This window comes from Spongiactinospora sp. 9N601, assembly GCF_044326295.1.
Classification (GTDB): Bacteria; Actinomycetota; Actinomycetes; order Streptosporangiales; family Streptosporangiaceae; genus Spongiactinospora; species Spongiactinospora gelatinilytica.
On the sequence record NZ_JBIRBB010000019.1, the window covers coordinates 76,853 to 95,206 of the forward strand.

The following is an 18,354-nucleotide window of genomic DNA, read 5'->3' on the forward strand; positions in this document are numbered from 1 at the left end:
TGGCTCCCCTCCCCGGGCTGGTTCACGGCAGGACCGGTGCGGCGGACCGGGCTTCGGGCACGGCGGCTCCGGCGGGGTCGGCCACGACGGCCTGGTGCGCCGGGTCCCACGCCACGGTGACCTCGTCCCCGGGCGCGGCCGGCAGCGGCGGCCCGACCGGGCGCATCGCCATGCCGGTGGTGCCGTCGGCGAACCGCAGGCCCACCTGGTGGTGGGTGCCGACGTACACGACGTCGGTCACCGTGGCCGCGACCCGGTTGTGGCTCTCGGGGATTTCGGTCTCGTCCGCGAACAGCTCAAGGCGCTCGGGACGCACGATGACCACGCCGCTGCCGGTCTCGGGGGCCTTCTGGACCCGCACCGAGAACCGTTCGCAGCGCAGCACCCCGGCCTGCCGGTCCACGGTCCCCCGGAAGCAGGTGGACTCGCCGAGGAACTGTGCGACGAACAGTGTCTCGGGCCGTTCGTACAGGTCGGCGGGGGTGCCGACCTGCTCGATCCGGCCCTCGTTGAAGACCGCGATCCGGTCGGACAGGGTCAGCGCCTCGTGCTGGTCGTGCGTGACGAAGAGGAACGTCATGCCGAGTTCCCGGTGCATGCGGGCGATCTCGCGCTGCAACTGGTCGCGCAGCCGCCGGTCCAGCGCGCCGAGCGGTTCGTCCATCAGCAGCGCGCGCGGCTGGTAGACCACCGCGCGGGCCAGCGCGACCCGCTGCTGCTGGCCGCCGGAGAGCTGGGTGGGCAGCCGGTCGGCGTACGGCTCCAGGTGGACCAGCTTCAGCGCCTCGGCGACCTTGGTCTCGATGTCGGCCTTGGACATCCGGCGCTGCTGGAGCGGGAAGGCCACGTTCTTGGCCACGCTCATGTGCGGGAACAGCGCGTACTGCTGGAAGACCACGCCGAGGTTGCGCCGGTGCGGCTTGAGCCGGGAGACGTCCCGGCCGTCGATCTCGATGGAGCCGGCCGACACGCCGACGAAACCGGCCAGCATCGACAGCATGGTGGTCTTGCCCGAGCCGGAGGGCCCGAGCAGGGTCATGAACTCGCCGGGGGCGATGTCGAGCGAGACGTCGTCCACGGCGGGCCGCGCGGTGCCGGGATAGACCTTGGACACCCGCGAGATCCGGATGCCGTGGCTGCCGTCGCTCGGAGTTGGGCTCATGATGTGCTCCGCTTGCGGCGTACGAGCAGCGGAACCAGCAGGACGATGCTGGTGGCGGCCACCATCAGACTGGACGCCGCGGCGATCGTGGGGTCGATCTCCAGAGTGATGGAGTTGTACATCTGCACCGGAAGCGTCTGAATGTCCGGCGTCTGCAGGAACAGCGCGATGACCACCTCGTCCAGCGAGGTCACGAAGGCGAACACGAAGCCGGACAGCACGCCGGGCGCGAGCAGCGGCACCGTGACGCGGAAGAACGTGGTCAGTGCGGTCGCGCCGAGCGTGGCGGCGGCCACGTCCATCGTCCGGTCGTACCCGGCCAGGCTGGTGGACACCACGGTCACCACGAACGGCAGCGCCAGCACGGTGTGCGCTGCCACGAAGCCGGTCGCGGTGCCGTTGAGCTGCCAGCGCAGGAACACGCCGTAGATCGCCACCGCCACCACGATCCCCGGCATGATCACCGGCGTCATCATCAGCGACCTGATCGCGTTGCGGCCCTTGAACCGCGCCCGGTCCAGGCCGAAGGCCACGCCGACGCCGAGGACGGTGGCCGTGAGCGCCACCAGGAACGCGATCTGCACCGAGGTGAGCAGCGAGAACATCCACCGCTCGGAGTTGAAGAACGCCTCGTACCAGCGCACCGACCAGTTCTTCGGCGGGAACTCGAAGGTGCCGGCGCCGGAGAAGCTCATCGGCACCACGACCACGGTCGGGGCGGCCAGCAGCAGCGCGACCAGGGCGACCACCGACTTCAGGCCCCAGCCCAGGGCATGGTCGCGGCCGACGGCCGGCTTGACCGCATCACTCATCGCCCACCGTCCCACTGAGCGCGGTGAACGGCCGGGTGAACCGCGACACCACGAAGAGCACCAGCAGCGTGATCATCAGCAGCACCGCGCCGAGCGCGCCCGCCCCGCCGAAGTCCAGCAGCGCGCTCACCTCCTGCCCGATCACCTGGGGCGCCAGCGACTGCTGTGGCGAGCCGAGCAGCGCCGGGGTGATGTAGAAGCCCAGCGTCATGATGAAGACCAGCGAGAAGCCGGACAGCATCCCCGGCACCGAGAGCGGCAGGTAGACCTTGGCGAACGCGCGCCGGCGCGGGGCGCCCAGGCTGGTGGCCGCGTCCAGCAGCCGGGGGTCGATCTGCTTCATGGCGCTGTACAGCGGCAACACCATGAACGGCAGCATCACCTGCACCATGGCCACCGTCACCCCGGCGACCGTGCCGAGCAGCACCACGCCGTCCAGGCCGATCAGGCCGAGCATCCGGTCGATCGGCCCGTCCCGCCGCTCCAGCATGTACCAGGCGAAGTTCCTGGCCATCATCGACGTCCAGAAGGGCAGCAGCACCAGCACGGTCATCACTCCGCGCGCCCGCGGCCCCACCTTGGTCATCGCGTACGCGTAGGGGTAGGCGACGATGAGCGTGGAGCCGGCCACGATGAGTGCGGTGACGAGCGTCCGCACGATCACCGTGACCGAGATGCCGTCGTGCAGCAGGGCGACGTAGTTGCCGAGGCCGGGGGCCGGATCGGTGAAACTCTGCCAGACGATCGTGGCGATCGGGTAGACGAAGAACACCAGCAGCAGTGCCGCCGCGGGCAGGATCAGCCAGCCCGCCGCGTTCCGCCGCGCCCTTCCGGTGCCGCGCGCGGGGGTGACTCCGGGCGGGGCCTTGATCGTGGCGGTGGTCATCGGTGGGTCCTCAGCCGGCCAGCCACACCGTGTAGCGCTCGGTCACCCTGTCGAAGTTCTTGCCCCACCAGTCGTCGCGCATCCGCACCACGCCGCCCTTGCGGTCGTCGGTGAAGGGGTTGAGCTGCGACTGGATCTCGTTGTACTTGGGCTTGATCTTGTCGTTCACCGGTTGCACGGAAGCCAGCTCCGCGAAGTGCGCGGACGGGCCGTCCTTGGCCGCGAAGGCGATCAGCTTCATCGCGGCGTCCTTGTTCGGCGCGCCCTTGGGGATGACCAGGTCGTCCCAGTTGACGATGGTCTTGTCCCACACGGTCTTGAACGGCGCGCCCGCCTTGAGCGCCTCGTAGGCACGGGCGGTCAGCACCAGGCCCATGTCCACCTGCCGGTCCACCAGCATCTGCTGCATCTGGCCGTAGGTCTTGGCGAAGGTGGTGACCGGCTTGATCGGCTCCATCTTCTTCAGCGCCCGCTCCACGTCGAGCGGGTAGAGCTTGTCGGGGGCCACGCCGTCGGCGAGCAGCGCGGCCTCAAGGATGCCGACGGCGACATCGGGCGGTACGATCCGCCGGCCCGGATACTTCTTCACGTCGAAGAAGTCGGCCAGGGCGGTCGGCGGATCGGAGGCGTACTTCTTGGTGTCGTACATGAACATGAGGTTGTAGAAGTAGGCGGGAACTCCGCACTCTCCCACGGTCTCCGGCGGGAACGCCGACTTGTCCACCACGGAGAAGTCAAGTTTCTCCAGGTAGGTGCCACAATATTGGGAAGCCGCCGCGGCGCTGGTGTCCACGAGGTCCCAGGTGACCTTGCCCGCGTCCACCATGCTGCGCAGCTTGGCCTCGTCCATGGGGCCGTCGTTGCGGACCTTGATCCCGGTCTCCTTGGTGAACGGGTCCTGCCACGCGGTCTTCTGGTGACCCTGGAACGGGTTCCCGGTGGACACGAACGTGAGCGACTTCTCGCCCGCGCCGCCTGGTGAGCCGCCGATGCTGCATCCCGCGGCCAGGGTCACGGCGAGGCCCACGCCGGCCAAGGCCCTGGCCTTGGTACCTATGTTCCGACGCACGACCTTCCTCCGGTATTGCTGGAACTGTTTGTCGATTGCGGCTCGGCGCTGCCCCCGGCGGCTTCCGGCCCGAACCAGCCCACTGCCCTGACCTGGCGAATCAGAACCTGGACCGGTTTGTCCAACTGCTCCTCGCTGATCACCAGCGGAGGAGAGAGGACGATGTCGGCGCCCGAGGCGCGGACGATCACGCCCTCCGCCCGAGCCCCGCTCTGTACCGAGGCGGCGTCGCCGGACGCGAACCTGAGCATCAGCCCGAGGCCGCGCACCCGCAAGAACGTGATCCAGCTACTCCAGCGGCTCAAGCGCGGTGAGCAGCCGGTCTCCGAGTCGATTGGCGCGGTCCAGCAGGCCCTCGCGTTCGAGGATGTCGAGGTTGGCCGGCGACACCGCCGCCCCCACCGGATGCCCGTCGCAGGGGAATCCGCGCAGGAACGAGGCCCCGTCGGCGCAGGTCTTTATCGAGCACCCGGCGCCCGATGCGGACCGCCCCCCAAATGTATCCGCTGAACAGGCCCTTGGCCACGACGATCATGTGCGGTTCGACGCCGAAACGCTCGGCGGCGAACCAGTGCCCCGGTCCGGCCGAACGCCGTGACGATCTCGTCAAGGATGAGCAGAATGCCGTGCCCGCGCAGAACCTCCTGCACCCTCGGCCGGTAGTCCGCGGGCGGCGGCACCATGCCGCCGACGCCGAGCACCGGCTCGCCGATGAACGCGGCGATCCGCTCGGGGCCGATCCGCGCGATCCGCTCTTCCAGCTCGGCGACCAGAAGGTCGGTGGCGTCGGGCCCGTGGACCACGCCGTGCGGCCTTGCCCAGGAACTCGATGCCGGGCATCAGCGGCCCGTAGCCCTCGCGCAGCCGGTCGATCCCGGTCGCGCCGGGCGAGCCGCCGCCCATGCCGTGGTAGCCGCCGGCGCGGGCCGGAACGATGGTGCGCCCCGGCTCGCCGTTGTCGCGGTGGGCCGGCCGGGCGGGCCTGATGGCGCTCGTTGCCCTCCGAGCCGCCGTTGGTGAAGAAGACCCGTCCGATCCCGGCAGGGGCCAGGCTCAGCAGCCGGTCGGCCGCCCGGATCGACGGTTCGTTGGAGTGGTCGCCGAAGGAGGAGCCGGACTCCAGGCGGCCGATCTACGCGGCGGCGACGTCGGCCGGCTCGGTCCGGCCGTGCCCGACCGGGCACGGCCACAGGCCGCAGGTGCCGTCGATGTACTCGTGGTCCTTGATATCCCGCACCAGCGCGCCCTGGCCGCGGTCATGGATCATCGGCCAGGCGGGGGCGCCGATCACGGTGTGCGGATGGATGATGCTGAAGGTGTCCGGCTCCGCGGGGGCCGGCGCGTCCTCCTCCTTCACGACCTCACCGATCTCGTTCACAGCTTCACTGACACGGACTTGGTCTCCAGGTAGGCGTCGATGCCCTCGCTGCCGCCCTCGCGCTCCTGCCCGCTGTTCCTGATGCCGCCGAAGGGCAGCTCGGGCCGCACCGGGAAGGGGTCGTTGACGCCGATCAGGCCGAAGCTCAGCCGGTCGGCGGTGCGCATGACCCGGTCCATCCGGTTGGAGTAGACGTAGGCGGCCAGGCCGTAGTCGGTGGCGTTGGCGCGCTCGACGACCTCGTCCTCGTCGTCGAAGGCGTAGATGGGCAGTACCGGGCCGAACGTCTCCTCGCTGCTGATCAGCATGCCGTCGTCCACGCCGGTCAGCACGGTCGGCTCGTAGAACGCGCCGGTCAGCCTGGCGTCGCCGGGCTCCCAGCGGCGCCCGCCGGTGAGCGCCGTCGCGCCGCGCTTGATGGCGTCGGCGACGTGCCGCTCGACCTTGTCCAGGCCGGCGAAGTCGATGAGCGGCCCGATCGTGGTGCCGGTGGTGGTGCCGTGGCCTACCCGCAGCTCGGCCACCCGTTCCAGGACGAGGGGCACGAACTCCTCCAGCACGGTCCGTTGCACGAACAACCGGTTGATCGAGATGCAGCTCTGTCCCGCGTTGGCGAACTTGGCGGCGACGACCCCGGCGGCGGCCGAAGCCAGGTCGGCGTCGTCGAACACGATGGCCGGCGAATGCCCGCCCAGCTCCAGCGAGGTGCGGCGCAGGTGCTTCTCGGTCGATCTGATCAGGCTCAGCCCGACCTCGGTGGAACCGGTGAAGCTCACCTTGCGCAGCCTGGGGTCGGCGAGCAGCGCCCCGGCCACCTCGGCGGGACGGCTCGTGGTGATCGACTGGACCGCGCCCGGGGGCAGGCCCGCGTCGGCGATGATGCGGATCAGCTCGGTCGCGATCAGCGGGGTCTGCTCGGCCGGCTTGGCGATCACGGTGCAGCCCGCGGCGAGCGCCAGGGAGACCTTGCGGACCAGCATGCTGGCCGGGAAGTTCCATGGGCTGATCGCCAGCGCGGGGCCCACCGGCTCGCGCATCACCAGTCCGGGGCCCGCGGCGTTCGGCGGGGTCACCCTGCCGTACGCCCGGCGGCCCTCCTCCGCGGCCCACTCCAGCATCCGGGCGCTGCCCAGGATCTCGCCGCGGGACTCGCCGAGCGGCTTGCCGTTCTCCGCCGTGAGCACGGCGGCGAGCCGGTCGGCGTCGGCCCTGATGCGGTCGGCGGCCCTGCGCAGCGTGGCCGCCCGCTTTTCGCTGGGCACGTTGCGCCAGGTCTGGAACGCGGCGGTGGCCGCGGAGAGCGCCGCGAGCGCGTCGCCGGGGCCGCCGTCGGCGACTTTCGCGATGACTTCCAGCGTCGCGGGGTCCACCACGTCGAAGACGGAGGCACCGGAGCGCCATTCACCGTCGATCAGCAGCGTGGCGGATGTGTCGGCTGGGTCAACGGCCATGGCGCCGCCTCCTTGCTCGGGTTTCGCTGTCGTCCGTCGGTGTATGCAGCAGTGTTGGCACCCCCTGTTGTTTTTGTCAACACACACAATCGGCGATCTCGCAGTGTCGTCCACTTTACAGTGGAAGCATGAACGCCCACCCCACGCGCTCATCCTCCACCGCGGCCGAGGCCGCCGAGGAGCGCCCGATGCTGCCGATCAGAGAGTTGCTCTCCTATCGGCTGCACCGCGTGGCCAATGCCCTCTCACGCAGCGCCGCACTGCGCTACCGGCGGGAATTCGACGTGACGCTGCACGAGTGGCGCACCATCGCCCTGCTCGGCGCCGACGAGCCGCTGACCGTCAACCGGCTCGCCCGGCTGGCCGGGCTGGACAAGGCACAGATGAGCCGGGTGATCGGCAAGCTCACCGAGCGCGGCCTGATCGAGCGGGAGCCGGGGCCGGGCCGTAGGACACAGCTCACACTGACCCGCAGCGGCCGGGTGCTCTACCGCGGCCTGATCCGGGCGGCGAACGAGCGCAACGACGCCTTCCTCGTCTGCCTTACCCCCCTTGAGCAGGAAGTTCTCGACTCGGCACTGAACAAGTTGGCCACGCTGGCAAAGGTTCTCGAACGCTCCGAACACTGATCGCCGCCCACCGGCCACCCCCTCCGCAATGGGTCTTGGTGTTGACGATGACAACACCAAGCTATATATCTGCTGCTACGACCCATGCGGTGCCAACCCCGAGGAGGCGTACGTGCATGGCGACCGCGTCACGATCTGTGAGTGCTTCGCCCGAGACGGACTCCAGCACGAGGAGGCGTTCGTCCCCACCGGCGTCAAGATCGAGTTGATCGAAGCGTTCCGCGAGGCCGGCTTCACCAGGATCGAGGCGACCAGTTACAGCCATCCAGAACGGGTTCCCGCCTTCCGCGACGCGAGCGCGGTACTCGCCGGGCTGACCCACACGGACGGCGTGGCCTACAAGGCGACCTGTCCCAACCCCCGTGCCGTGCGGCGCGCCCTGGCCGACCTGGACGCCGGGCACGGCGCGACCGAGCTGAGCCTGCTGGTCTCGGCCACCGAGTCGCACACCGAACGCAACCTCGGCACCACCCGGGAACGCCAGTGGGACAAGGTCGCCGAGATGGTACGGCTGGCCATCGGCCGGTTCCGGCTGGTCGGCGTGATCTCCGTGGCCTTCGGCTGCCCCTTCGAGGGCGCGGTCGACCCCGCGGTCGTCGCCGAGGACGTCGCCCGGTTCGCCGAACTGGGCGTCGATCTGGTGACACTCGGCGACACGACCGGCCTGGCCACGCCGAAGACGGTGTCCGCGGCCTTCCGCCGCACCCTCGCGGCGCACCCCCGGCTCCCGGTGGTGGCCCACTTCCACAACACTCGGGGCACCGGGATCGCCAACTGCGTCGCCGCGCTGGAGGCGGGCTGCCGCGACTTCGACACCGCGATCGGCGGCGTCGGCGGGCATCCGGCCCAGATCCACTACGGCGGCGGCATCACCGGAAACGTCTGCACCGAGGACCTGGTGAACCTGCTGGAGTCGGAGGGCGTGTCCACCGGGCTCGACCTCGACCTGCTGTTGGCCGCCTCGCGCCGGTGCGAACAGGCGCTGGGCCGGACATTGCACAGCATGGTGGCCCGCGCCGGTTTCGGCCTGACCCATGGAGAGGTACGCCAGGATGCCTAATGACGACGCCGAAGTGCTGATCAGCGAGCGGCGCGGCGCCGTACAGGTGCTGCGCTTGAACCGGCCGGCCAAGCTGAACGCGCTGAACACCGCGCTCACCCGGGCGCTGCACGACGAGCTGCGCCGGGCCGACGAGGACGACGCCGTGCGCGCGGTGGTGCTCGCCGGGGAGGGCCGGTCGTTCTGCACCGGGGCCGACACCTCCGAGTTCGCCGTGCTCACCCCCGCCGACAACCGCGCGGTGATCCGGCGCTCGGAGCTGACCACCAAGACCCAGGCCATGCTGCAACGAATGCGCAAACCCATCGTGTCCGTCGTGCAGGGCCACGCCCTGGGCGGCGGCGCGGGCCTGGCCATCGGCTGCGACATGATGGTCGCCGCCGACGACGCGTCGTTCGGCTATCCGGAGGTGCGGCACTCGCTGGTGCCCGCGATCGTGATGACCGGGCTGCAACGCCAGCTCGGCCGCAAGCTCGCCTTCGAGCTGGTCAGTACCGGGCGCCGGCTCACCGCCGCGGAGCTGGCCGAGAACGGCCTGGCCAACCGGGTGACACCGGTGGACCAGGCGTTCGACACGGCCATGGAGATCGCCACCCGCTGGGCCGAGGTCAACCCGCTGGCCATGTCCGCCATCAAGGACCTCTTCTACCGGGTCGCCGACCTGCCGTTCGACCAGGCGATGCGGACCGGCGGCGACATCAACGCGATCATGCGCGGATTCGCGGGGGCGGGCGGATGAGCCCACTCGCCGGGATCACCGTGCTGGACTTCTCGCGGGTGCTGGCCGGTCCGATGGCCACCCAGATCCTCGCCGAGCTGGGCGCCGAGGTGATCAAGATCGAGCAGGCCGGCGGCGGGGACGAGTCGCGGCACTTCGAGCCGCGGCTGCCCGGCGGCGAGAGCGCGTACTTCTTCGCCTTCAACCGCGGCAAGCGCTCGGTGACCCTCAACCTGAAGAGCCCGCGCGGCCAGGAGATCGCCCGCGGACTCGCCGAGCGCGCCGACATCGTGGTGGAGAACTTCCTGCCCGGCGTGATGGCCAGGCTCGGGCTCGGATATCAGGACCTTTCTGCCATCAACCCCGGCCTGGTGTACATCTCCAACACCGGCTTCGGCCAGGACGGCCCCTACGCGAACCGCAAAGGCTACGACACCATCTTCCAGGCGCTGTCCGGGATCATGGCGCTCACCGGGCACCCGGGCTCCCCGCCCGCCAAGGCCGGGGTACCCATCTCGGACATGACCTCCGCGCTGTGGATCGTGGTCGCCGCGCTGACCGGCCTGGTCGGCCGGGGGCGTACCGGCCGGGGCGCGCACGTGGACCTGGCCATGATGGACGTGCAGGTCAGCCTGCTGGCGCTGGCCGCCGCCCGGCTGTTCGCGCTGGATGAGGACCCGGTGCGGACCGGCACCGAGCACCTGGGGCGGGTGCCGTCGGCGGCGTTCGAGTGCGCGGACGGCGGGTGGCTGCACATCAGCGGCAGCGACCAGCACTGGAAGCCGCTGTGCGACGTGCTCGGGCTGCCCGAGCTGGCCGCCGATCCGGACCTGGCCGCCAACGCGGGCCGGGTGGCCCAGCGGGCGAGGGTGATGGCCGCGCTCGAAACCGCCATCGCCGGCCGGCGGCGCGACGAGCTGGCCGACGCGCTGCGCGCCGCCGACGTGCCGGTCGGCGAGATCAACTCGGTGCGCGAGGTGCTGTCGGACCCGCACATCGACGCGCGGGAGATGGTCGGCCATTTCGAGCACCCCGTGGAGGGCAGGTTCCCTGCCCTGCGCACCCCGATGCGCATCGACGGCCTGGAAGGGCCGCCGCTCGCCGCCCCGCCGCTGCTGGGCGCGGACACCGAAGCGGTGCTCAGCAAGATGCTCGGACTGGATCCGGCGGAGATAGCCCGGCTGCGCGAGGAAGGGACGATCTAGTGTCCGACATCGAGGACGGACCGGTGCTCGTGCGCCACGACGGGAACGTGGCGCACGTCGTGCTGAACCGGCCGGCCGCGCGCAACGCGCTGAACCTGGCGATGTGCCACCGGCTCCGCGAGGTCTTCGAGGACCTGGACTCCGACCCGGACGTGCGGGTGGTGCTGCTCAGCGCGAACGGCCCGGCCTTCTGCGCGGGAGCCGACCTCAAGGAGCGCCACGGCCGCGACGCCGCGTGGGTGCGCCGCAGGCGGCTGGCCTCCTTCGCCGCCTACGAGACCATCGAGCGGTGCGCCAAGCCGGTGGTGGCCCTGGTACGGGGTCCCGTCGTGGGCTCCGGCGGGGAGATCGCGATGAGCTGCGACTTCATCATCGCCGGGGACGACACCACGTTCAGGTTCCCTGAGCCGCACCGCGGCACGGTGGGGGCCACCCAGCGGTTGCAGCGGGTGATCGGCCGCGGCCGGGCCAAGGAGCTGCTGTTCACCGCGCGGGTCATGGACGTGCGCGAGGCCGCCGCGGTGGGCCTGGTCGCGCGGGTCGTACCGGCCGATGACCTGCTCGCCGAGGGCGCGCGGGCGGCCGAGACGATCGCGAGCGCGCCCCCGCTGTCGATCGGCCTGACCAAGCAGGCCGTGGACCTCGGCTCGGAGACCGACCTCGGCAACGGCGTCCGGATCGAGATGGCCGCGATCGAGCGCTGCCTGGCCGGCGGCAGGACGAATCTCGACCGTCGCCCGCCCGACGTTCGCAAAGGTCAGGGGCTTCCGGCACGGCCCGCGAACGACCAACTATATTCCGGATAAGGGGGACCTTCTACGCCTTCCCTGGATGGCGTCCGAGGAGGAGGGCAGCGACCATGACGCAGTCCGCCGCCGGGCCGGTGACCGGCGTCCTCTCCCCCGCGGACCTGGCCGCGGCCTGCCCGCTGACGGCCGATGCCGCGCTGCGCCGGGCCGCCGTGACCGGGGGCGAGGTGGAGGCCGTCGTCACGCCGCGCGAGCGGATCGCCTACGGTGAGCTGGCCGAAGAGGTGGCCGCCATCCGGGCCGCGCTCGCCGCCGCCGGGGTCGGCCGGGGCGACCACATCGCCGTCTGCCTCGGCAACGGCCCGCGCTGGGTGGCGCTGTTCATCGCGATCGGCTCGCTGGGCGCGGTCACCGTCCCGGTCAACACCCGGCTGCGCGCCGGCGAGACGGCCTACCTACTGCGGCAGTCGCGGGCCCGCATGCTCTTCGTCGCCGACCGGTTCCTCAAGATCGACTTCATCGGGACGCTGCGCGAGATCTGTCCCGGCGTGGACTCCGCGCTGCCCGACCCCGCGCTGCCCGACCTGCGCTCGGTCGTCGTGATCGGCACCGACGTACCGGCCGCGGCGACCCGCTGGGCCGGCTTCCTGGCCGGTGCGAGCGGTCCGGTACCGCCCGCCTCCGAGCCGGACGACGTGCTGCTCATCCAGTACACCTCGGGCACCACGTCCTACCCCAAGGGCGTCCTGCTGACCCACCGCAACATGTGCGCGGACGCGTACTTCTCCGGCACGCGACTCGGCCTGCGGCCCGGCGACCGCTTCCACAGCGCCCGGCCGTTCTTCCACGCGGCGGGCAGCACGCTTTCGGTGCTGGCCAGCGTCCAGCACGTGACCACACTGGTCACGATGGACCGGTTCGAGGCCGGCGAGGCGCTGCGGATCATGGAGGCGGAGCGCTGCACGCACTTCGCCGGCAACGACACCATCGCGCTGATGCTGCTCAACCACCCCGACCGGCCGCGCAGAAAGCTGGTGCTGCGCGGCGCCTGGGCCGCCGCCTCCCCCACCGTGGTACGCCGGATCGTGGCGGAACTCGGGGCGAGGGAGTGCGTGGTCGGCTACGGCCTGTCCGAGGCGTCCCCCAACGTCGCGCAGTCGGCCTGGTGGGAGCCCGAGGAGGTGCGCGTCTCCGGCCGGATGCTCCCGGAGCCGGGCGTCGAGGTACGGATCAGGGACCTGGAGGGCGGCGCGGACTGCCCGCCCGGCCGGCCCGGCGAGATCCTGGTGCGCGGCTGGAACGTGATGCGCGGCTACTACGAGATGCCCGACGAGACCCGGGCGGCGCTGTCGGCGGACGGCTGGCTGTCCACCGGCGACCTCGGCACGCTCGGCCCGGACGGCCGGCTGAAGTTCGTCGGCCGGGCCAAGGACCTGATCAGGGTGGGCGGCGAGAACGTGGCCCCGGCCGAGGTCGAGGACGTACTGCACCACCACCCGCAGGTCCGGCTGGCGGCGGTCGTCGGCGTGCCCGACCCGCGGCTGGTGGAGGTGCCGTTCGCGTTCGTGGTGCTGAAGGACGACTGCCGGGCCGAGCCCGAGGAGATCCTGGACTGGCTGCGCGAACGGCTGGCCGGCTTCAAGGTCCCCCGGCACCTGCGGGTGATCTCCGGCTTCGAGCATATCGGCATGACCGCCAGCTCCAAGGTGCAAAAACGGCATCTCGCTGCGTACGCGGAGCGGTTGCTCGCCGGTGAGGAGCAGTGAGCCGGTCCGGCGGGCCGCGGATCGAGACCCCCGTCACCCGGCTGCTCGGCATCGACCTGCCGATCGTGCAGGCGGGCATGTCATGGGCCTCCTCCTGCGCCGGACTCCCGATCGCGGTCTGCAACGCGGGCGGCCTCGGCGTGATCGCCGCCGGGCCGATGCGCCTGCCCGACCTCGCCCGCACGATCGAGCAGGTACGGGAGGGCACCGACCGGCCGTTCGCGGTGAACCTCCCGCTGTACCGGCGCGGAGCCGAGGAGGTCATGGACCTCCTCGCCCGGATGGGCGTCCCGGTGCTGATCGCCTCCCAGGGCGGCCCGCGCCGGTACCTGAGCAGGTTCAAGGACCTCGGCACGCTGTGCCTGCACGTCGTCGCGGGCGAGGAGCACGCGCGCAAGGCACTGGACGCGGGGGTGGACGGGCTCGTCGTCGTCGGCGGTGAGGCCGGCGGCCACCCGCCGGCCGCCCTGGTCTCCACGCTGGTCATGGTCAGGGCCGTGGCCAGGTTCGCGCCCGGCACGCCCATCATCGCCTCCGGCGGGCTCGCCGACGGCGCGGGCCTCGCCGCCGCGCTGGCGCTCGGGGCGGGGGCCGCGCAGTTCGGCACCCGCTTCCTGGCCAGCACGGAGTCCAGCCTGCACCCGGCCTACAAGGCCGCGGTGGTGTCCGCCGGGGTCGGCGACACCCTGACCGTGGGGCGCGACCTCGGCGTGATCCGGGTGCTGGCCAACGACTTCGCCGCCCGGATGGCCGAACTCGAACACGGCGGTGCCGACGTGGACAAACGCCGCGCGCACTTCGCCTCCACCAGCCTGCGCGCCGCAGCGCTGGAGGGCGACGTCGCCGCGGGCAAGGTGGAGGCGGGCCAGTCGGCGGGGCTGATCGACTCCATCCTGCCCGCCGCCGAGATCGTCCGCCGCCTGGTCGCCGAGTACGCCGACGTGGTGAGCGGGCTGCCCCACGTACAGGAGCCGTGACGCGCGCTCACCCGCGCGGCGTCTCCTTTTCCGGGCGGGGCAGCAGGAACATCAGGGCGGCGGCGGCGAGATAGCAGGCGATCTGCCAGGGCAGGATCGCGGCCAGGGCGTCGGCGTACGCGGCGGGGCCTGGGGGCGCGGCGTCCAGGCGGGCGAAGAACACCGCGCCGAGCGCGGCGACGCCGAGCGCGCCGCCGAGCTGGGTGACGGTGTTGAGCACACCTCCCGCGGCCCCGGCGTCCCTGCCGGGCACTCCGGCGAGCACGACGTTGATCAGGGAGGGCGCGGTGAGCCCGAGTCCCGCGCCGCCCAGGAACAGCGGTACGGCGAGGGCCCACGAGGACGGCTCGCCGCCGCGGACCATCACCAGCAGGACGACCTGGGACGCGGCCAGGACCAGCGCCCCGGAGGCCGGCAGGGCGCGGCCCGCGCGACCGGCGAGGGCCGCGCCCACGCCGGAGGTGAGGATCGACCCGATCGCGTACGGCAGGATCACCAGGCCGGTCTCCAGCGCGCCGCGCCCGGTGCCTGCCTGGAGGTAGAGGGACAGCAGCAGGAAGAAGGACCCGAGCGCGCCGAAGAACAGCAGGCAGACCGCGAGCCCCGCGCTGAAGGAGCGGACGCGCAGCAGCGCCGGGTCGAAGATCGGCTGCCCGCCGCGCGCGGCGCGCCGCCGTTCCACCGCGATGAAGAGCGCGCCGACCGGGAGCGCGCAGGCCAGGAGGGCGAAGCCCCACCAGGGCCAGCCCCACTCGCGGCCCTGGACCAGGGGCAGGAGCAGCAGTACGGCGGCGAGCGCGGCGAGCGCCGCGCCGGGCAGGTCCAGCCGCGAGCCGTCCGGCACGCGGGACTCGGGCATGAACCGGCCGCCGACGGCCAGCGCGAGGACCGCGATCGGCAGGTTGACCCAGAAGATCGCCCGCCAGCCGAGGCCGAACAGATCGGCCTCGACCAGGACGCCGCCGAGCAGCGGCCCGGCCACCGACGCCAGGCCCAGCACGGCCCCGTAGGCCCCGAGCGCCCGCGCCCGCGCGGCGGGCGCGAAGGAGGCTCGGATGACGCCGAACACCTGCGGGATCATCAGGCCGCCGGCCAGCCCCTGGACGACCCGCATGCCGATCAGCAGGCCAGGGGACGCGGCCAGCCCGCAGCCCGCCGAGGCCAGCGCGAACGCGGCCAGCCCGAGCAGGAATACCCGGCGGCGGCCGAACTGGTCGCCGATCCTGCCGCCGGTGATCAGGCCCGCGCCGATGGCGAGCGGGTATCCGGCGATCGTCCATTGCAGCGCGGCCTCTCCGGCGCGCAGGTCGGCGGCGATGGCGGGGGCCGCGACGCTGACGATGGTGGCGTCCAGGAGTTCCATGAAGGACGCGAGAAGGACGGCGGCGAGCACGAGGCCCGCCGCGCGCCCGGACAGTCCGGGCGGAGAGGTGGTGGTGGTGCCGGTCGTGGTGGTCATGCTTGGAGTGCGCTCCTCGCATCGGTACGGTAAAATTAGCTGCGCTACACAGTTACTGCGTCGCGCAGTGAGTATATCGGAAATTTCGCTGCGCGACGCAGCGATCGGCGGGAGGGGCGGCACCGTGGCGGCGACGAACGAGGAGCGGGCGGCCCTGCTCGGCGAGCTGGTCACGCGTTCCATCCCGGGCTGGGCCATCGCGGTCGTACAGCTCAACAGCGCCGTCGCCACCCGGCTCGGGGTCACCGACACCGACGTGCTGTGCCTGCACGTGCTCGACCGGTACGGCCCGGCCACCCCCGGCACGCTGGCCAAACGGGTCAACCTCACCACCGGGTCGGCCTCGCGCATGATCGACCGGCTGGTGGCCGCCGGCTGCGTCCGCCGGGTGCCCGACCCGGCCGACCGCAGGCGGGTGCTCATCGAGCCCACCCAGGAGGGCCGGGACCGCGCCGCGACCGCCTACGCCGGGCTGGTCGCCCGCACCCGCGACGAACTGGCCGGGTACACCGACGAGGAGCTGCGTCTGCTGGTGCGGTTCATGGCGGCGGCAGAGCGCGACACCGCCGCCGAGGCCCAGCGCTTCCAGAGCACCGCATCGGGCGACTGAAGCCACGGCTTTCCGCTTCTGGACGCTCTCGTTGGGCATCCCTGTCGCCGCGCTTCCCGGGAATTGGCCACCTTTCCCGGGAATTTACCGGAGGTGGCGGAGGATCTGCGGTAAATCGGTCAGGTCCAGGGACGCCGGTTCCTGAGTTCGGCCCGGTGGCGACCCGGGTGCGATTCGCCGTCACCGCGCGGGGGTAGCGAAGTGATTGAGTCCCGCATACGCGAACACAAGCGAAATCGTCACGAATGGCCGGCGCCGTCGCCGGGCGCGTCCGCCGGTCATGCGGACGACGGATGGCCGCAGCCGGACCGGCCGGCACTGGCAGGTGATCGGCATGGGATTGTCCAGATACGAGCAGCGGGTGCTACAGGAGATCGAGCGCTGGTTCCACCGCACCGACCCCGACTTCGCCATCGCCATGTCCGCCCTCCCGCCCGGCCCCGGCCCGCCCGCCGAGACGGCCCGCGACCAGGCCGGTGACGACGTGACCGGCCGGGAGCTCACGATGGTGGCGCTGGCCATGCTCGCCTTCGTCCTGCTGCTGACGGGGGTGACGGTGTACGCCTCCCGCCCGTCGTGCATCCCGCCGCGCAGCGGGGCCGGCGCCTCGGGCGTCACGCCGGTCCGGCCCGCCGAGGCCCACAACACCACGGGCGTCCTCTGCCACCGCTGAACCCTCGGCATTGACGAAAGTCAATGGTCCCCGGCGACGTCCGGCGACAATGCCTTCACCGCTGCCTACGAGCATCGATGGAGGCAGCGAAATGAACGGCGAGCTTTACAGATTCACCGTGGAAATGGCCACTGCCGGCGCGGAATGGCCACGGGAAATGAGCGAGGCGGGCACCGGCGGGATATTGGTGGTCTTCGCCGCGCTGTTCGCGGTCGCGTGGTGGCGGTGGCGCGCTGCGGTCAGCAAGGTGGTCAACTGCTCCAAGACCAGGCCGGCCGCAGCGCCGCAGCGGAGGGGAGCCCGCCCACAGCGCCGGGCCGGCCGGCACCGCGAACAGCGCCATGCCGCGATCGGCTTCGCCTTGCCCTTCACCCGGCCCAGGCTAGCCACGACCGGCCGGTGCCCCCATTGCCGAAAGTCAATACCCGCGCCGGGCGCTCACTCCTGCGGCAGCAGCCTGCCGTTGCGGAACAGGTCCACGAAGAGCTGGTGGTCCTCGCGGGCGCGGACGCCGTAGGCGTGGGCGAAGTCCACCAGCAGCGCGGTGAACGCGGCGCCGTCGTCGCCGATGGCCGCCACGATGGCCTCCTCGGTGGAGAACGCGACCAGGTCGTGGCCGGAGTGGTCGTCGGCCACGGCGTGCATGCGGGCCACCGCGACGCCCAGGTCGCGCACGACCGAGTCGAACTCGTCGGGCTCGTTGACCTCGTCCCAGTCGAGGTCGGCGGAGTAGGGCGAGATCTCGGCGACCATCTGGCCGACGCCGTTCAGCTCGGTGTAGCCGAGCCAGGGGTCGGCGTACGCCTGGAGGGCGCGCTGGGACTCGGCGGTGCGGTGTCCCTGGTGGCGGAAGTAGGAGGTGACGCGCTCGTCTTCGATGTGCCGGGCGACCGCCGGGGTCTGCGCCTGCTTCATGTAGAGGATGACGTCGTTCTCAAGGGCCTGGGTGTGCCCTTCCAGCAGCAGGTTGTACGACGGCAGGCCGGCCGAGCCGATGCCCACGCCGGTGCGCACCGCGACGTCCTTGATCGTGTGCTCCACGCCCGTCGACTCCGGGACCGTGGCCAGGTACCCGGCGAACGCCGCCTCCACCGCGCTCCGGGTCTCCGCCCCGACCGCCCGGCGGCCCTCCATGACGGCGAAGCGGCGGTCGTAGTTCTCGATCGTGGTCTCCACGTCGAGCAGGGCCACCCGGGTGTTGAGCCGGGCGCGTTGCAGCACCCGGTGGAGCGCCCCGGTCGTGGTGTCCAGGGTGAGCGAGCCGAGCGCCGTGTCACCGGACCCGCAGATGGCGGTCAGCTCGGCGAGGTAGGACCCGGCGAAGCCGGTCACCAGGTCGGTGATCGCCTCGTCCGACAGCGCCTTGGCGTACCCGATCAGCGCCAGGCTGGCCACCAGGCGCTTCAGGTCCCAGACGAACGGGCCGACGTACGCCTCGTCGAAGTCGTTGACGTTGAAGACCAGCAGGCCGGAGGAGTTCATGTAGGTGCCGAAGTTCTCCGCGTGCAGGTCGCCGTGGATCCACACCCGCGAGGTCTTGCCGTCCAGGTAGGCGTCGTCGGCGAAGGCCCCGGTCATGTCGGCGTAGAACAGGCAGGCACTGCCCCGGTAGAAGGCGAACGGCGAGGCCGCCATCTTGCGGAACTTGCGGCGGAAGGCGGCGGGGTCACGCTGGATGGACGGACCGAACTCGGTGACGAGCACATCGCGGATGTGCCGGGAACGCTCCATGGCACGCACGCTATCCCAG

General features: G+C 71.5%; 20 protein-coding genes. 9 read left to right on the top strand and 11 right to left on the bottom strand.

Annotated elements, in window-relative coordinates:
* Window positions 1-22 precede the first annotated feature (22 nt).
* The 8 genes from ACH34R_RS35595 to ACH34R_RS35630 all read right to left on the bottom strand — a co-directional run bounded on the left by ACH34R_RS35595 (window position 23) and on the right by ACH34R_RS35630 (window position 6,758).
* Window positions 23-1,162: an ABC transporter ATP-binding protein gene (locus ACH34R_RS35595; RefSeq protein ID WP_397565983.1), complete on the bottom strand. Its 1,140-nt coding sequence runs from the start codon at window positions 1,160-1,162 to the stop codon at window positions 23-25.
* Complete coding sequence (locus tag ACH34R_RS35600) at window positions 1,159-1,974, bottom strand: ABC transporter permease (protein ID WP_397565984.1); 816 nt, start codon at window positions 1,972-1,974, stop codon at window positions 1,159-1,161. The genes ACH34R_RS35595 and ACH34R_RS35600 overlap by 4 nt, the downstream gene beginning before the upstream one ends.
* Window positions 1,967-2,860: an ABC transporter permease gene (locus ACH34R_RS35605; RefSeq protein ID WP_397565986.1), complete on the bottom strand. Its 894-nt coding sequence runs from the start codon at window positions 2,858-2,860 to the stop codon at window positions 1,967-1,969. The genes ACH34R_RS35600 and ACH34R_RS35605 overlap by 8 nt, the downstream gene beginning before the upstream one ends.
* 10 nt (window positions 2,861-2,870) lie before the next feature.
* On the bottom strand, window positions 2,871-3,929 hold the full coding sequence (locus tag ACH34R_RS35610) for an ABC transporter substrate-binding protein (protein WP_397565988.1): 1,059 nt from the start codon (window positions 3,927-3,929) through the stop codon (window positions 2,871-2,873).
* Window positions 3,914-4,198 carry a hypothetical protein gene (locus ACH34R_RS35615; RefSeq protein WP_397565990.1) on the bottom strand — a complete coding sequence of 95 codons (285 nt, stop codon included), beginning with the start codon at window positions 4,196-4,198 and terminating at the stop codon, window positions 3,914-3,916. The genes ACH34R_RS35610 and ACH34R_RS35615 overlap by 16 nt, the downstream gene beginning before the upstream one ends.
* A gap of 189 nt (window positions 4,199-4,387) precedes the next feature.
* Window positions 4,388-4,732: an aminotransferase class III-fold pyridoxal phosphate-dependent enzyme gene (locus tag ACH34R_RS35620; RefSeq protein ID WP_397565991.1), complete on the bottom strand. Its 345-nt coding sequence runs from the start codon at window positions 4,730-4,732 to the stop codon at window positions 4,388-4,390.
* A 329-nt stretch (window positions 4,733-5,061) separates the two neighbouring features.
* Window positions 5,062-5,307: a hypothetical protein gene (locus tag ACH34R_RS35625; RefSeq protein ID WP_397565992.1), complete on the bottom strand. Its 246-nt coding sequence runs from the start codon at window positions 5,305-5,307 to the stop codon at window positions 5,062-5,064.
* Window positions 5,304-6,758 carry an NAD-dependent succinate-semialdehyde dehydrogenase gene (locus ACH34R_RS35630; protein ID WP_397565993.1) on the bottom strand — a complete coding sequence of 485 codons (1,455 nt, stop codon included), beginning with the start codon at window positions 6,756-6,758 and terminating at the stop codon, window positions 5,304-5,306. The genes ACH34R_RS35625 and ACH34R_RS35630 overlap by 4 nt, the downstream gene beginning before the upstream one ends.
* A gap of 128 nt (window positions 6,759-6,886) precedes the next feature.
* Here ACH34R_RS35630 and ACH34R_RS35635 point away from each other — a divergent pair, with 128 nt between their 5' ends.
* Genes ACH34R_RS35635 through ACH34R_RS35665 form a run of 7 tightly spaced genes read left to right on the top strand, consistent with a single transcriptional unit; the run spans window position 6,887 to window position 13,862 of the window.
* On the top strand, window positions 6,887-7,387 hold the full coding sequence (locus ACH34R_RS35635) for a MarR family winged helix-turn-helix transcriptional regulator (protein WP_397565994.1): 501 nt from the start codon (window positions 6,887-6,889) through the stop codon (window positions 7,385-7,387).
* A 28-nt stretch (window positions 7,388-7,415) separates the two neighbouring features.
* Window positions 7,416-8,447 (top strand): hydroxymethylglutaryl-CoA lyase, encoded by a 1,032-nt coding sequence (locus ACH34R_RS35640; RefSeq protein ID WP_397565995.1) that lies wholly within the window; start codon window positions 7,416-7,418, stop codon window positions 8,445-8,447.
* On the top strand, window positions 8,440-9,186 hold the full coding sequence (locus tag ACH34R_RS35645) for an enoyl-CoA hydratase/isomerase family protein (RefSeq protein ID WP_397565996.1): 747 nt from the start codon (window positions 8,440-8,442) through the stop codon (window positions 9,184-9,186). The genes ACH34R_RS35640 and ACH34R_RS35645 overlap by 8 nt, the downstream gene beginning before the upstream one ends.
* A complete protein-coding gene (locus tag ACH34R_RS35650; protein WP_397565997.1) occupies window positions 9,183-10,370 on the top strand; it encodes a CaiB/BaiF CoA transferase family protein in 1,188 nt (395 codons plus the stop codon). The genes ACH34R_RS35645 and ACH34R_RS35650 overlap by 4 nt, the downstream gene beginning before the upstream one ends.
* On the top strand, window positions 10,370-11,176 hold the full coding sequence (locus tag ACH34R_RS35655) for an enoyl-CoA hydratase/isomerase family protein (RefSeq protein ID WP_397565999.1): 807 nt from the start codon (window positions 10,370-10,372) through the stop codon (window positions 11,174-11,176). The genes ACH34R_RS35650 and ACH34R_RS35655 overlap by 1 nt, the downstream gene beginning before the upstream one ends.
* A gap of 53 nt (window positions 11,177-11,229) precedes the next feature.
* On the top strand, window positions 11,230-12,885 hold the full coding sequence (locus tag ACH34R_RS35660; protein ID WP_397566000.1) for an AMP-binding protein: 1,656 nt from the start codon (window positions 11,230-11,232) through the stop codon (window positions 12,883-12,885).
* The gene (locus ACH34R_RS35665) at window positions 12,882-13,862 is read left to right on the top strand and encodes an NAD(P)H-dependent flavin oxidoreductase (RefSeq protein WP_397566001.1); all 981 of its coding nucleotides are present in this window, start codon (window positions 12,882-12,884) and stop codon (window positions 13,860-13,862) included. Before ACH34R_RS35660 ends, ACH34R_RS35665 begins: the two co-directional genes overlap by 4 nt.
* A gap of 7 nt (window positions 13,863-13,869) precedes the next feature.
* Here ACH34R_RS35665 and ACH34R_RS35670 read toward each other — a convergent pair whose 3' ends face one another.
* Window positions 13,870-15,321, bottom strand: coding sequence for an MFS transporter (locus ACH34R_RS35670; protein ID WP_397566002.1), 1,452 nt, complete (start codon window positions 15,319-15,321; stop codon window positions 13,870-13,872).
* 124 nt (window positions 15,322-15,445) lie between these two features.
* Here ACH34R_RS35670 and ACH34R_RS35675 point away from each other — a divergent pair, with 124 nt between their 5' ends.
* Together ACH34R_RS35675 and ACH34R_RS35680 are read left to right on the top strand one after the other, a co-directional pair.
* On the top strand, window positions 15,446-15,931 hold the full coding sequence (locus ACH34R_RS35675; protein ID WP_397566003.1) for a MarR family transcriptional regulator: 486 nt from the start codon (window positions 15,446-15,448) through the stop codon (window positions 15,929-15,931).
* A 334-nt stretch (window positions 15,932-16,265) separates the two neighbouring features.
* Window positions 16,266-16,604, top strand: a complete 339-nt coding sequence (locus tag ACH34R_RS35680) for a DUF3040 domain-containing protein (RefSeq protein WP_397566004.1) — start codon at window positions 16,266-16,268, stop codon at window positions 16,602-16,604.
* A 105-nt stretch (window positions 16,605-16,709) separates the two neighbouring features.
* Here ACH34R_RS35680 and ACH34R_RS35685 read toward each other — a convergent pair whose 3' ends face one another.
* Window positions 16,710-16,976 (bottom strand): hypothetical protein, encoded by a 267-nt coding sequence (locus tag ACH34R_RS35685; RefSeq protein WP_397566005.1) that lies wholly within the window; start codon window positions 16,974-16,976, stop codon window positions 16,710-16,712.
* Window positions 16,977-17,042: 66 nt separating this feature from the next.
* Window positions 17,043-18,335, bottom strand: a complete 1,293-nt coding sequence (locus ACH34R_RS35690) for a DUF2252 domain-containing protein (RefSeq protein ID WP_397566006.1) — start codon at window positions 18,333-18,335, stop codon at window positions 17,043-17,045.
* Window positions 18,336-18,354: the final 19 nt, after the last annotated feature.

Excerpts from the sequence above, each read along its gene's own strand:
- ACH34R_RS35595 (WP_397565983.1), bottom strand. The coding sequence starts at position 1,162 with ATGAGCCCAACTCCGAGCGACGGCAGCCACGGCATCCGGATCTCGCGG.
- ACH34R_RS35600 (WP_397565984.1), bottom strand. The coding sequence starts at position 1,974 with ATGAGTGATGCGGTCAAGCCGGCCGTCGGCCGCGACCATGCCCTGGGC.
- ACH34R_RS35605 (WP_397565986.1), bottom strand. The coding sequence starts at position 2,860 with ATGACCACCGCCACGATCAAGGCCCCGCCCGGAGTCACCCCCGCGCGC.
- ACH34R_RS35630 (WP_397565993.1), bottom strand. The coding sequence starts at position 6,758 with ATGGCCGTTGACCCAGCCGACACATCCGCCACGCTGCTGATCGACGGT.
- ACH34R_RS35635 (WP_397565994.1), top strand. The coding sequence starts at position 6,887 with ATGAACGCCCACCCCACGCGCTCATCCTCCACCGCGGCCGAGGCCGCC.
- ACH34R_RS35640 (WP_397565995.1), top strand. The coding sequence starts at position 7,416 with ATGGGTCTTGGTGTTGACGATGACAACACCAAGCTATATATCTGCTGC.
- ACH34R_RS35645 (WP_397565996.1), top strand. The coding sequence starts at position 8,440 with ATGCCTAATGACGACGCCGAAGTGCTGATCAGCGAGCGGCGCGGCGCC.
- ACH34R_RS35650 (WP_397565997.1), top strand. The coding sequence starts at position 9,183 with ATGAGCCCACTCGCCGGGATCACCGTGCTGGACTTCTCGCGGGTGCTG.
- ACH34R_RS35660 (WP_397566000.1), top strand. The coding sequence starts at position 11,230 with ATGACGCAGTCCGCCGCCGGGCCGGTGACCGGCGTCCTCTCCCCCGCG.
- ACH34R_RS35670 (WP_397566002.1), bottom strand. The coding sequence starts at position 15,321 with ATGACCACCACGACCGGCACCACCACCACCTCTCCGCCCGGACTGTCC.
- ACH34R_RS35680 (WP_397566004.1), top strand. The coding sequence starts at position 16,266 with ATGGGATTGTCCAGATACGAGCAGCGGGTGCTACAGGAGATCGAGCGC.
- ACH34R_RS35690 (WP_397566006.1), bottom strand. The coding sequence starts at position 18,335 with ATGGAGCGTTCCCGGCACATCCGCGATGTGCTCGTCACCGAGTTCGGT.